Origin of the sequence: Corynebacterium sp. MSK158 (assembly GCF_030229085.1) — a bacterium.
Classification (GTDB): domain Bacteria; phylum Actinomycetota; class Actinomycetes; order Mycobacteriales; family Mycobacteriaceae; genus Corynebacterium.
Genome location: NZ_JASPHJ010000008.1, coordinates 111407 through 124009 on the forward strand (window position 1 = coordinate 111407; position 12603 = coordinate 124009).

General features: G+C 55.6%; 11 protein-coding genes, 2 tRNA genes and 1 pseudogene. 7 read left to right on the forward strand and 7 right to left on the reverse strand.

Annotated features, from left to right (window positions below):
• Positions 1-177: 177 nt before the first annotated feature.
• From QP915_RS07905 to QP915_RS07915, 3 genes are all read right to left on the reverse strand, one after another.
• Positions 178-1680, reverse strand: coding sequence for a peptide MFS transporter (locus tag QP915_RS07905; protein WP_284768956.1), 1503 nt, complete (start codon positions 1678-1680; stop codon positions 178-180).
• A 236-nt stretch (positions 1681-1916) separates the two neighbouring features.
• The gene (locus tag QP915_RS07910; protein WP_005324052.1) at positions 1917-2540 is read right to left on the reverse strand and encodes an ATP-dependent Clp protease proteolytic subunit; all 624 of its coding nucleotides are present in this window, start codon (positions 2538-2540) and stop codon (positions 1917-1919) included.
• 20 nt (positions 2541-2560) lie between these two features.
• A complete protein-coding gene (locus QP915_RS07915) occupies positions 2561-3160 on the reverse strand; it encodes an ATP-dependent Clp protease proteolytic subunit (RefSeq protein ID WP_005324051.1) in 600 nt (199 codons plus the stop codon).
• A gap of 138 nt (positions 3161-3298) precedes the next feature.
• Here QP915_RS07915 and QP915_RS07920 point away from each other — a divergent pair, with 138 nt between their 5' ends.
• From QP915_RS07920 to QP915_RS07945, 6 genes are all read left to right on the forward strand, one after another.
• Positions 3299-3979, forward strand: coding sequence for a metal-dependent transcriptional regulator (locus QP915_RS07920; RefSeq protein WP_005324050.1), 681 nt, complete (start codon positions 3299-3301; stop codon positions 3977-3979).
• Positions 3980-4094: 115 nt separating this feature from the next.
• A complete protein-coding gene (gene nrdI, locus QP915_RS07925) occupies positions 4095-4562 on the forward strand; it encodes a class Ib ribonucleoside-diphosphate reductase assembly flavoprotein NrdI (protein ID WP_005324049.1) in 468 nt (155 codons plus the stop codon).
• Positions 4563-4612: 50 nt separating this feature from the next.
• A complete protein-coding gene (nrdE, locus tag QP915_RS07930; RefSeq protein WP_284768957.1) occupies positions 4613-6808 on the forward strand; it encodes a class 1b ribonucleoside-diphosphate reductase subunit alpha in 2196 nt (731 codons plus the stop codon).
• Between the two features lie 52 nt (positions 6809-6860).
• Positions 6861-7886: a class 1b ribonucleoside-diphosphate reductase subunit beta gene (nrdF, locus tag QP915_RS07935; RefSeq protein WP_023020918.1), complete on the forward strand. Its 1026-nt coding sequence runs from the start codon at positions 6861-6863 to the stop codon at positions 7884-7886.
• 85 nt (positions 7887-7971) lie between these two features.
• Positions 7972-8142 carry a hypothetical protein gene (locus QP915_RS07940; RefSeq protein ID WP_005329175.1) on the forward strand — a complete coding sequence of 57 codons (171 nt, stop codon included), beginning with the start codon at positions 7972-7974 and terminating at the stop codon, positions 8140-8142.
• Positions 8143-8181: 39 nt separating this feature from the next.
• A complete protein-coding gene (locus QP915_RS07945) occupies positions 8182-8763 on the forward strand; it encodes an NADPH-dependent FMN reductase (RefSeq protein ID WP_239204981.1) in 582 nt (193 codons plus the stop codon).
• 173 nt (positions 8764-8936) lie between these two features.
• Here QP915_RS07945 and tig read toward each other — a convergent pair whose 3' ends face one another.
• The 3 genes from tig to QP915_RS07960 form a co-directional block, all read right to left on the reverse strand.
• Positions 8937-10295: a trigger factor gene (tig, locus tag QP915_RS07950; RefSeq protein WP_005324044.1), complete on the reverse strand. Its 1359-nt coding sequence runs from the start codon at positions 10293-10295 to the stop codon at positions 8937-8939.
• A 90-nt stretch (positions 10296-10385) separates the two neighbouring features.
• A tRNA-Pro gene (locus QP915_RS07955) sits at positions 10386-10459 on the reverse strand.
• Between the two features lie 134 nt (positions 10460-10593).
• The gene (locus QP915_RS07960; RefSeq protein WP_284768958.1) at positions 10594-11418 is read right to left on the reverse strand and encodes a DUF1542 domain-containing protein; all 825 of its coding nucleotides are present in this window, start codon (positions 11416-11418) and stop codon (positions 10594-10596) included.
• A gap of 121 nt (positions 11419-11539) precedes the next feature.
• On the opposite strand from QP915_RS07960, the gene QP915_RS07965 reads away from it, so the two are divergent.
• Positions 11540-11614: transfer RNA gene (locus QP915_RS07965), tRNA-Gly, on the forward strand.
• Positions 11615-11851: 237 nt separating this feature from the next.
• On the opposite strand, the pseudogene QP915_RS07970 reads toward QP915_RS07965, so the two are convergent.
• Positions 11852-12603: pseudogene (locus QP915_RS07970) on the reverse strand (IS256-like element IS1249 family transposase); the annotation flags it as partial.

Here is a 12603-nt window from a genome sequence, read left to right on the forward strand (position 1 = left end):
TTAACCTGTTGGACCTCAGAATCGAGCCCAAAAGAAGCCCAGCGGGACACAACTTCCCCAGCTCATGCCGTCTATGTTCCCCCGCCTTCCTTGCTTAACCCGAGTGATAAAAACCACTTAGGGAGGTATGCCAACATCACGCCGACATACCTCCCATTTAAGGGTGTTTTACAGCACCTAGCGGAAGGTAGAGAACTTCTTTACCACCCAGCGGCTTAGAGCAAGCAGGATAGCACCCAACACGATGGATACAACGCCGAGAGAGATAAAGAAGGTATTCTCCGCGCCTGCATCATCTGGGTTATAGAAGCTAGCCAAGGAGCCGGCCAGCGAGGTACCCATAGCCACCGCCATCATCCACACCGCCATCATGCGGGATGGGAATGCCACCGGCGCCACCTTGGTGGCAAGCGCATTGCCAACCGGCGACAGGAGAAGCTCCGCCATAGTGAACAGGAACAGAATGAGGATGATGACATACATCGGCGTGGAATTCGCCGCCGCACCCGAGTACGGCAGGAAGAAGAACAAGGAGATGCCGATGACGATATTGGCTACGCCGAACTTCACTGGGGTGGACCACTGCCTATTTCCTAGCTTCGTCCACATCGTTGCGAAGATAGCGGAGAAAATAACAATAAAGATCGGGTTAATGGACTGCACCAGTGATGGCGGGATTTCCCAACCAAACATGTGGCGATCCAAGCGCACATCCGCATAAATCGTCATTACGGTGAACTGCTGCTGGAAGATACCGAAGAACAAAACACCGGAAATAAACATCGGAATAAAGCCCAACAGACGGTTCTTTTCCTCACGGGTCACCAACTTCGAGGTATACATCTGCGCCCACAGATAGATTGCAGCAACCAGAGCAACCGCGGTGACAATATTGGACAGCCAATCAACCTGAATAGCGCCGGTAGCCACTGCCACCACCATAACCACGATAATGGCTGCAACTACCACCACACCCATGAGCAATTGCTTCGGGCTAGCCGGGTTTGGAACTTCATGCCCTGCATCCTTGATGGTGGTTTTGCGCATCAGGGAATACTGAGTCAGGCCAAGCGCCATACCAATAGCCGCGATGCCAAAGCCCCAGTGGAAGCCCTTCCAGCCCCACAGCGCGGTGGTAATCAGAGGGCCAAAAAGGCCACCGATATTGACGCCCATATAGAAGATGGAGAAACCACCATCGCGGCGCGGGTCATCGCGGGAGTACATAGAACCAAGCACAACCTGCGCAGTGGTCTTAACGCCACCGGAACCAATCGCAATGAGGACAAGACCAATGGCCAAACCGGTTACCGCGGGGATAAACGCCAACGCGAGGTGGCCGGCCATAACCAGAACGGCCGAATAGAACAGAGTGCGCTCTGCACCCAAGACTCGGTCAGCAACCAGGGAAGCCAACAAGCAGGCCATGTACACCAAGCCGCCATAGGCACCCACGATGGAAGTCGCGTCCGCGCGGTCTAGACCAAGACCGCCATCGGTAGTGGCGTAATACATGTACAGCAAGACAAGTGCCTGCATGCCGTAGAAGCTGAAGCGCTCCCACATTTCCACGCCAAAGAGGTTGGCCAAGCCCCATGGGTGGCCAAAGAATGTACGTTCGCTGCTCTGCGGCGTGGGCGCAGCAGCCTGAGCCGCCGCGTCAGATGTGTGTTTCTCCATGAAAATATCTGACCACTTGGAGGCCTAAATCACAAATTGGCTGTTATAAGTTTAGTGTCGCACGATAGAATTAAACCTAACGACCTGCAGATATTGCGCAGAGGGCATTACCCCATTCGGGTGCAGCAAGAATTACCGGGGATTGCCCCTTCCCTGCCCCACAACGCCAAAAGCCCCTGCAACGCAACCGGAATCCGGCTGCGCGGCAGGGGCCACCTGGAATAAGTTATTCCAAATTAAGCGTTGAGCTTGCGGTAATCAAAGACCGTATCGATGATGCCGTATTCAACGGCTTCCTGAGCGGTCAGAATCTTATCGCGATCCGTATCGATGCGGATCTGCTCAGCGGTACGACCAGTGTGCTCAGACAGGGTGGTTTCCATCAGCTTGCGCATGCGCTCAATCTCGGCGGCCTGGATCTCTAGATCAGAAACCTGACCCTGAGTACCCTGAGTTGCCGGCTGGTGAATGAGCACGCGGGAGTTCGGCAAAGCTGCACGCTTGCCCGGCGCACCGGCGGCAAGCAGCACAGCTGCCGCCGAAGCGGCCTGGCCCAAGCACACGGTCTGCACGTCCGGGCGGACGTAGCGCATGGTGTCATAGATGGCCATCAGCGCGGTAAAGGAGCCGCCCGGGGAGTTGATGTACATCGTGATATCGCGGTCTGGGTCCTGGGACTCCAGGACCAGCAGCTGCGCCATGATGTCGTTAGCGGAGGTGTCATCGACCTGGGTGCCCAGGAAGATGATGCGCTCCTCAAACAGCTTGGAGTACGGGTTGGTTTCCTTAGTGCCCTGTGCGGACTGCTCAATGAAGGACGGCAGAACGTAGCGGGAACTTGGCATCTGGGACTGATTCATAGTGATTTTCTCCTTATTCCCTAGTTGCTCAGCGGGCCGTTAACGGACTCAATGACGTGGTCAACAATGCCGTAGTCCTTGGCCTGTTGGGCGGTCATCCAACGGTCACGGTCGGAGTCCTTGGTGATCTGCTCAAAGGTCTGGCCGGTGTGCTCGGCAATGAGCTCCGCCATCTCCCGCTTGGTCTGAGCAAATTGCTCAGCCTGGATGGCGATGTCCGCAGCGGTACCACCGACACCAGCGGAAGGCTGGTGCATCATAATGCGCGCGTGCGGCAGAGCGTAGCGCTTGCCCTTGGTGCCGCCGGAAAGCAGGAACTGACCCATGGAGGCAGCCAGGCCCATGCCGTACGTGGCAATATCGCACGGCGAGTACTTCATGGTGTCATAAATAGCCATGCCCGCAGTGACAGAGCCACCCGGGGAGTTGATGTAGAGCGAAATGTCGCGAGTGGGGTCCTCGGCAGACAGCAGGAGGATCTGGGCGCACAGCTTGTTCGCAATCTCATCATCGACCTGGGTTCCCAGGAAGATAATGCGCTCGCGCAACAGGCGCTCGTACACGCTATCGCTCAGATTCATACCCGTAGACGACGAGTTCATTGAAATCTTCTCAGACATTAGTGGTTCTCCTTCAAGTGAAGAATGCTTTAACTGGCCCCACCTTACCGGCATTCCTCTCAAACTTGGCCTCTGTTCGCTATGAGCGTTGGGCCACAGCGCCAAAGGCGCACACGGAAGCTGGGTTAACATTTACTCATGTCTGTTTCCGAGCTGTCCACCAGTACCCAGAACTATTTGAAAGCTATCTGGGGGCTAAAGGAATGGTCATCCGAGCCCGTTACCGCCACGCTTATAGCGAAACAGCTGGGACTCAAGCTCTCCTCGGTTTCCGATGCAGTGCGCAAAATGGCGAAGCAAGGGCTCGTGTCACACACGCCCTATGGCTCTGTGGAGTTAACCGAACTTGGCAGGCAGTACGCATTGGTCATGGTGCGCCGTCACCGATTGCTTGAGTCTTTTTTGGTTCAAGCATTGGGCTACACCTGGGACGAAGTCCATAATGAAGCCGAAAATCTCGAACACGCGGTGTCTGACATGCTCATAGAACGTGTGGATAAGTTCCTTGATTACCCCACTAGGGATCCGCACGGCGATCCTATCCCTACGGTTGATGGACAGATCACCATCCCCAGTGCGCATCGCCTCACCGACAGCGGTGCACAATCGCAGGTGACCGTGGAACGCATTTCTGATTCCGACCCACAACTGCTGAAGTTCCTTGAAGAGCGCGGCATTGTCACTGGGGCTGTTCTTAGCACGCGCGAGGGAGCGCCCTTTTCAGATTCTCTCGAAATACAGGTGGCCGGCGGCACTCAGTGGGTAGTACTTGGACGCCCAGCTACCGACGCAGTGTTTGTAGCACACCACAACCTTTAGACATTCCCCTTTGCATTAATCCTGCTCTCACCTGCCCTTTTCAAAACTACGTTAGACCGTAGTTGCAACTACGGCATTGCGTAGTTAGTCTTTTCGAATATCACCTACCCCACTTATGGCTAAGGCCAGGATGAGCAGGATTGCCATGTCAGACTCACCAGATTTGGTGTACTTTTCCAGCGTTTCAGAGAACACGAAAAGATTCGTCGAACGCTTAGATAGACCCGCGGTGCGCATTCCACTGCGCCCCAAGAAAACCGGGATGATCCAGGTTTCACACCCGTACGTACTCATCGTTCCCACCTACGGCGGCGGCTCGCTCAAACGCGCAGTCCCCAAACAGGTCATCGACTTCCTCAATGACCCAATCAACCGCTCCTTTATCCGGGGCGTTATTACCTCAGGGAATACCAACTTCGGAAGTGCTTACTGCGTCGCCGGACGCATCATTTCCGCCAAGTGCCACGTACCGGAGCTGTATCACTTCGAGCTTCTCGGCACCCAGAAGGACATCGCCGCCGTAAAGCAGGGCCTTCAGAAGTTTTGGGAGCAGCAAAAGCAGTTAACGATGACACCCCATTAATCCCCCACAAGATGAAGAACACATCCGCATCACACAGATTGGAAAACACAATGTGGCCTCTTGATGCCACCCCCACACAGACTATTGGCGCTACGCCCCGCACCGCTTCAGCAGACAATGCCGGCGGTGTCGGCAAGCGCAAGAGCTACCACGCACTCAACGCGCAGCTGAACTTGTTCGACGCTTCTGGAAAAATCCAGTTTGACAAGGACATTCAGGCAGCACAAGACTATGTCACGCACCATGTCGCTCCCCGCATGCATCAGTTCGATTCCACCAAGCAACGCTTGGAATGGTTGGTTGATAACGAGTACTACGAGCGGGATTTCCTTGAGCTTTATGATGACGCCTTTCTGTGCGCCATGTACGACAGAGCACATCGAGTTAAGCATCAGTTCCGCACCTTCCTCGGCGCATTTAAGTTCTTCACTTCATATGCACTGAAAACCTTTGATGGCTCCCGATTCCTAGAAGGCTACGAAGAACGCGTCGCCACCACAGCTTTATACCTTGCACAGGGCGACGAAGAGCTCGCAGAAAAGCTGGTGGATGACATCATGACCGGACGCTTCCAGCCCGCCACCCCTACTTTTCTCAACGCAGGCAAAGCCCAGCGCGGCGAAATGGTCTCCTGCTTCCTCCTGCGAATCGAAGACAATTTGGAGAGCATTGGCCGCTGCGTGAACTCTGCACTGCAACTATCAAAGCGCGGTGGTGGAGTGGCCCTGTTGCTGAGCAATCTGCGCGAATCCGGAGCCCCGATCAAAAAGATTGAGAACCAGGCTTCCGGCGTAGTCCCAGTCATGAAGATTCTCGAAGATAGCTTCAGCTATGCCAACCAATTGGGCTCCCGGCAGGGCGCTGGAGCCGTCTACCTGCATGCGCACCATCCAGATATTCTTCGCTTCCTGGATACCAAGCGGGAAAATGCCGATGAGAAAGTCCGCATCAAGACTCTTTCGCTGGGGGTTGTTATTCCAGATATAACCTTCCGTCTGGCCAAAGAGAACAAGGATATGCATCTTTTTAGCCCGTATGACATCGCTCGCGAGTACGGCGTAGCCATGTCTGACATGTCCATCACCGAGTACTACGACGAGCTGGTTGCCAATCCGCGAATCTCTCACACGACCATTAAGGCCCGCGAGTTTTTCACCACGCTGGCTGAGCTTCAGTTTGAATCCGGATACCCCTACATCCTCTTTGAGGATACGGTCAACCGCGCTAATCCCCTCAAAGGACATATCAATATGTCCAACCTGTGTAGCGAAATCCTCCAGGTCAACACGCCATCGACCTACGGAGCTTCGGGTGACTACACCACCCTTGGCCAGGATATTTCCTGCAATCTAGGTTCGCTCAACATTGCGAAGGCTTTTGAATCGCCGGACTTCGGGGAGACCGTCGAAACCGCAGTGCGTGCCCTCACGAAGGTTTCAGACCTGACGAATATCGAAGCTGTTCCCTCCATCGCTCACGGAAATGCTTCCATGCATGCCATTGGTCTGGGCCAAATGAATCTCCACGGCTTCCTTGCTTCACAGCGTATTCCTTATGGCTGCGCCGAGGCACTGGACTTTACAAATATCTATTTCCTCACGGTGACCTACCATGCGCTCCGCGCATCCCATGCACTCGCGGTTGAAAAAGGTCAACGATTCACAGGCTTCGAAGAATCCACCTATGCCACTGGCGCCTACTTTGACAAATACATCGACCAAGTCTGGGCGCCAGCCACTGAACACGTAAAACAGCTCTTCCACGAAGCAGGCGTGCAGATCCCTCAACGCGAGGATTGGCTACGGCTCAAGAATCAAGTGATGCAAGACGGCATCTACAACGCCTACTTGCAGGCAGTTCCACCCACTGGATCAATTTCCTACATCAATGACTCCACCGCGTCCATCCACCCAATTGCCTCCAAAATTGAAATACGCAAGGAAGGCCGCTTGGGGCGCGTGTACTACCCCGCGCCGGAAATGACCAACGACAACCTGGAGTATTTCGATGACTCCTACGCCGTGGGATACGAAAAAATCATCGACACCTACGCCATGGCCACCCAACACGTGGACCAAGGGCTTTCCCTGACCTTGTTCTTTACCGCTGATACCACCACGCGGGACATCAACAAGGCACAAATCTATGCCTGGAAAGCCGGAATCAAGACCCTCTACTACATCCGTTTACGCCAATCCGCGCTCCAAGGAACCGAGGTCGAAGGCTGCGTCTCCTGTGCTTTGTAGGAGCACGGTCCTCCCCTTTGTCCACAACCATTCACTCAGAAAGAAAGAAGCTATGTCGTCAACATCGAATAGTGCTGAACTAACCAGCATTTCAGTTACTCCGCCGAGCTACCGGCATGATCCTTCAGCCCGCATCCGCGCCATCAATTGGAACCGGGTGAGCGATGACAAGGATCTTGAAGTGTGGAACCGTCTAACCGCCAACTTTTGGTTGCCAGAGAAGGTCCCGCTTTCTAATGATCTCCCGGCGTGGCAGAAGATGACACCCGAGGAACGCAACCTCACCATGCGGGTGTTCACGGGACTCACCACCCTGGATACTGTCCAGGCCACCGTGGGTGAAATCTGTCAGATTCAAGATGCCCGCACCGAACACGAGGAGGCCGTGTATACCAACATCGCCTTCATGCAGTCAGTCCATGCCCGTTCATACTCTTCAGTGTTTTCTACCCTGAGCAGTACAAAGGAAATTGATGAAGCATACCGCTGGGCGGTGAATAACGACCTTCTCCAGGCACGCGCCAAGAAAGTTCTCGCGCACTATTTTGGGCCGGATCCACTCAAACGCAAGGTGTCATCGACGTTGCTTTCCTCGCTGCTTCTCTACGCGGGTTTCTATCTTCCCTTGCACTTTTCTGTCCACGCCACCCTGACAAATACGGCAGACATGATCCGCCTCATTCTGCGTGACAAGGCAGTGCACGGCTACTACTCGGGTTACAAATATCAGCGCGGTCTGGAATCCACGACCCCGCTACGGCAGAAGGAGATGCATGATTTCACCATTTCTTTGCTAGAAGAGCTTTATGCACTAGAGCTGGACTATTCCGGCGAGCTATATGAGCCTTTGGGACTCATGGATGATGTAGCCGTGTTCGTTCGCTATAACGCCAATAAGGCACTCATGAATTTGGGCTACCCGGATTATTTCCCGCCCGAAGAAACGGAAGTGAACCCAGAAATCCTCGCGGCCCTAGCCCCCGGAGCAGATGAGAACCATGACTTCTTCTCCGGATCTGGTTCCTCCTATGTCATTGGTACTGCTGAAGAAACGAGTGATGATGACTGGGATTTCTAAACCTTTTCCGCGACCGGACCAAGGAAGCTGGCTTGAGACCATCGCGCTGTTCGAAGCCATCCGCGAAGGAAACCAACCCGCAGCCATGCGGCTGTTGAATACATCCGCCGCACGAGAGGCCGTCCTCGGGGGGCTTCTAGGACTCATCGAACTGTACTTCCGCCATGAAGAAGGAGACAAAGTAGATGGCTTCCTCACCGCCGCCCACGCTGCCGGCCCACCACCGGCCTTTGGCTGCAAGCCTTTTCTCCCTTGACCACGTCTCCCTACACCCAACTAAGAAAGAAGGTTTACCATGACCACCCCACGTATCAGCGTTATCGTCGGCAGCCTGCGCCGAGAGTCATTTGCACGCAAGATTGCACACGAGGTGCTCACGATGATCCCTGAAGGCTACGAGGCAAACATCGTGGAAATCCGTGACTTGCCGCTCTATGACTTCGACTACGATGACCCCGCCGTCACGGACAAGCCCACTCCGGCTGAGTACACCACCTTTCGCGAGACCATCAAGAACTCGAGCGGGATCCTCTTCATTACGCCAGAGAACAACCGCACTATCCCTGCCTGCCTCAAAAACGCAGTGGACATCGGCTCTAAACCCAACTCAGATGTGGCGTGGAAGAACCTTCCCGTAGGTATCATTAGCCACTCTGTAGGCCGCATGGGCGGCTACAGTTCACAGAAGAACCTTCGCCTCGCTCTGTCCTACTTCGACATGCCGCTCCCTGGTCAGCCCGAAGTATTTCTGGGCCAATCCCCCACCCTTTTCGAAGAGTCCGGACATCTCAATCAACGTACCGCAGACTTTGTCAAGGATTACGTTATGCGCTTCCTGCAGTTGACCGACGAGGCCTTTAGAGCCAAGAACGGCTAGCGGTATCCCCAGCCAACACACATCACGCCCTCTTCGAAGTACTCAAAGACTCCTAGAGGGCGTTCACAATGACACAAACCCCGGATTCAGGCTCATCCTTGAGTTACCTGAATCCGGGGTTTCATGCGCGCTCGCCACCACACATGTGGCAGCAGCGCGTTACAAGCGGGAGATTACTTCTCCTCGGAAGCTTCTGCAGCGTCCTCTTCTTCGATTTCACCGAAGTACTGGTCAACGTCTACGTCGTTGCCCTCTTCATCCTTGACGGTGGTGCGGCAGATAGCGGCAGCCAGTGCCTTGCCACGGCGCACGTCAGAGAAGAGGTTTGCGATCTGGCCGTTGGACTGCAGCTGCTGGATGAACTGGTTCGGGTCCATGCCGTAGGACTGAGCGGTGAACAGGATGTGGTCGGTCAGCTCCTGCTGGGAAACTTCCGGCTCTTCCTTCTCTGCTACAGCGTCAAGGAACAGCTGGGTGCGCACGGACTCTTCGGCCTGCTCGCGAGTCTGCTTATCAAACTCTTCGCGGGAGGTGCCCTGTGCCTCAAGCAGCTGAGCCAGTGCCTTCTCATCGTGAGCCAGCTGGCCCAGGATCTGGTGCAGCTGGGAGTGAGCCTGCTCGTCCACTACGGACTGCGGCAGCTCGAATTCAACCTCGGACAGTGCGGACTTCAGAACCTCATCGCGGATCTGTGCAGCCTGCTCAGCCTTCTTGGTCTCCTCCACCTGGGTCTTGGTGGACTCACGCAGCTCGTCCATGGTGTCGAACTCAGAAGCCATTTGAGCGAACTCATCGTCCATAGCCGGCAGCTTGCGCTCCTTGGACTGCTGGACGTGGACCTTGATGGTAGCCTCTTCGTCCTTGTGCTCGCCGGACTGGATGGTGGAGGTGAATTCGTTATCCTCACCGGTCTTCATGCCACGCAGGGCGGTATCCAGACCCTTGATGAGGTCATCGTCGCCGATGCGGTAGGAAAGGCCCTCGGTGGAAGCGTCTTCGATCTTCTCGCCGTCAATCTCAGCGGTGATGTCGATGATGGCGTAGTCGCCGGTCTTCATCTTGCGCTTGGTGTCCTTGAGCTCACCGAAGCGCTCTGCCAGCTCCTCCAGAGCCTTGTCGACGTCCTCTTCGTCAGCCTTCAGGGCCGGGACGGTAACGGAGATCTTGGAGAAGTCCGGGATCTCGAACTCAGGGCGGATATCAACCTCGGCGGTGAACTCCACGAAGTCCTTGTCCTCGATCTTGGAAATGTCAACGTCCGGCTGACCGATGACCTTCAGATCGTTTTCCTTGACTGCCTGCTCGTAGCGGGAAGGCAGCATGTCGTTGACAACCTGCTCCAGGATGGGGCCGCGGCCGAAGCGAGCATCAATAAGCTGGCGCGGTGCCTTGCCCTTACGGAAACCTGGAATAGAAACCTGCTGCGCGATTGCCGCGTAAGCTTGATCGATTTCCTGGTCCAGCTCCGCAAACGGAACGTTGACGGTGAGCTTAACGCGGGTATCGCTCAGCTTGTCTACGGTGGTCTTCACGAGTGAATCTCCCTGGCTTCATTGTTTTACGTACATAAACTTAAAGGGGGTCCGGAAATCCTTATTAGGGCATTTCCAGACCCCCATACGTCGGGGCGACAGGATTTGAACCTGCGACCCCCTGCTCCCAAAGCAGGTGCGCTACCAAACTGCGCCACGCCCCGTATGTAGGCCACCAAGTTGCCTTGGCTGCGTTGCATACCTGAGACAGTGTACCGTGTCCGTTTTAAATCTCCTAAACGGACCCCCACCTAATGGAATCAACGCAGCACAGAGGCCACTTTTGACAGCCTAGCGGCTAGAAATCGAAATCAAACATTCCGTCAAAGAATCCGCCACCATCGCCATCGCCAAGGCCATCAAACAGGCCGCCACCGTCATCGCCGCCGCCCATGTCACCGGCGCCGCCAGCATCGCCAGCGTCACCACCCATGTCGCCAGCATCGCCCATGCCTTCACCGCCACCCCAGTCGCCGCTTTCAGCAGCGGCCGCAGAATAGCCAATGCCAGACATACCGGAGAATAGGGCATTAAACATCATGGAGTAGCCGACCATCCACACGCCGGTCTGCAATGCATCAGCCCACCACGGACGCGAGTACCACCCTGCCGGAACTGGGCGTCCTGCGACGGTTCCGCCTGGGTAGTAGTTCGGGGTATCCGCGGAGGCGTACGGCGAAGCAGTGATCTGCTGGCCATTCGCTTCCACGGTGCGCTTTTCCGTCACCTTACCGGCGGCGCGCTGCCCCTCGAGCGGTGGCAGCTCTGGGCCCGGGTTCATGCCCATAATTTCGCGCGCGGCATTCACATAGTGCATGCCTTCCAAGGCGGACTCACGCGCTAGATTCGCCTGCTTTGCGGTGGTGGCGCGCGAAATCGCCGAGTTAGCTGCTGTAAAACGCTCAGACGCATCGGCCATTGCCTGTTGGGAGGCAGAGTCCGTGCCAGAAATCTGCATCACTTGGCCACCCAGGCGTTCAATCCACCGGCGAGCGTCAGCTTGTGCACCGGCCAATTGCTGTGCTTCTCGTTCCTCGCGGCGCTTTTGAGCGTTGCGCGAAGACATAAACCACGCGCCTCCGCCCACTGCCAGCACAAGGAGCAAAATTTCCACTACGATCATCGCTTTCTATTGGTAGGGCCATTCCTCTTATAACAACGGCTCAAACGCCACCCTAGTTCCCTATTTTCATTTTTGCCCTCGCGTGCGCTAAAGTATGGCGCAGCGTTCAATAGCGCGCTGTGGGAATGTCGTATAGTGGCTAATACCTCAGCCTTCCAAGCTGAAGACGCGGGTTCGATTCCCGTCATTCCCTCCATTTTCGCCCATCTTTCAGGTGGGCGATTTTTCGTTTTCCACTTACTCCAGTCCCACCCACCCCCGCTGGACCCACATGGTTTACGGCGGACACATGCGGCGAAGTGTAGGGTGACGCGCATGACTGCAACCAATAAGTATTCCGAATTTATCCGCAATCGCCATTCTCCCCGTGCGTTCCTGCCGGAACCCAGGGTTAAGGGTCAAAATGTGTGTCTGGCTCGGCGTGTCGCGGGGGTTAGATTTGGCCTTTTTGAATGCCGATTGAGTGGGTGTAGTCGGTGTCGATAGCGTTGTCGTAGAGGGCTGGGCGTCCTGTTTCGTGGTCGGCTTGGTTCTCGGTTTGGGTCAGGGTGGATACTTTGGCGAGTTGGCCCTGGCCCCAGTCGGACTGCCTGGCGATTCGTACTGGATCGTCAGGCAGTTCCGTTTTTAAGTAGAGCCACCAATCCAGCATGCGGCGTTGTCGTTCGCCTGATCTGCCGCGGTGGGTTCTGGCGAGCAGTTTGAGCTGGGCGTTGATGCCGCCTTCTAAGCTGTTGGTGGTGGATTTGATCCGCTCGGGCGCAAGGACTCCTGCTGGCGGGTTGAGGTAGACAAACAGCATCTCGGACCGCCAAAGATGGTTGAGGCTGTTGTAGGCCTTGCGCACGTTGTGGTGGGTCCACACGCGGGTCCATGCACCTGTTTTGGGGTCTTTGATCATGGTTTTCTCGTTCATCCATTCCCGGTAGATCGTTGAAAACTCGTGCAGTTGCACACCCCACGCGGCGGCTTCATCCAGTGTGGTGATCCGGGTCAGTTTCAGCGCAAGTCGGTAGATGGTGCGCCCGGCATCGGTGCGTGGGTTGGTGGTGGTGTAGCGGCGGACCACGCGTTGGGCGTGGACGAGGCAGCGTTGAATTTTCGTAGTCGGCCAGCACTTTTTGATTGCGCTGTATGCGCCTTGGCCGCCGTCGATGACGGCGATGAGTGGGGCTTCGATGCGTT

Coding starts and splice junctions, on each gene's coding strand:
- QP915_RS07905 (WP_284768956.1), bottom strand. CDS start 1,680: ATGGAGAAACACACATCTGACGCGGCGGCTCAGGCTGCTGCGCCCACG.
- QP915_RS07910 (WP_005324052.1), bottom strand. CDS start 2,540: ATGAATCAGTCCCAGATGCCAAGTTCCCGCTACGTTCTGCCGTCCTTC.
- QP915_RS07915 (WP_005324051.1), bottom strand. CDS start 3,160: ATGTCTGAGAAGATTTCAATGAACTCGTCGTCTACGGGTATGAATCTG.
- QP915_RS07920 (WP_005324050.1), top strand. CDS start 3,299: ATGTCTGTTTCCGAGCTGTCCACCAGTACCCAGAACTATTTGAAAGCT.
- nrdI (WP_005324049.1), top strand. CDS start 4,095: ATGGCTAAGGCCAGGATGAGCAGGATTGCCATGTCAGACTCACCAGAT.
- nrdE (WP_284768957.1), top strand. CDS start 4,613: ATGTGGCCTCTTGATGCCACCCCCACACAGACTATTGGCGCTACGCCC.
- nrdF (WP_023020918.1), top strand. CDS start 6,861: ATGTCGTCAACATCGAATAGTGCTGAACTAACCAGCATTTCAGTTACT.
- QP915_RS07940 (WP_005329175.1), top strand. CDS start 7,972: ATGCGGCTGTTGAATACATCCGCCGCACGAGAGGCCGTCCTCGGGGGG.
- QP915_RS07945 (WP_239204981.1), top strand. CDS start 8,182: ATGACCACCCCACGTATCAGCGTTATCGTCGGCAGCCTGCGCCGAGAG.
- QP915_RS07960 (WP_284768958.1), bottom strand. CDS start 11,418: ATGATCGTAGTGGAAATTTTGCTCCTTGTGCTGGCAGTGGGCGGAGGC.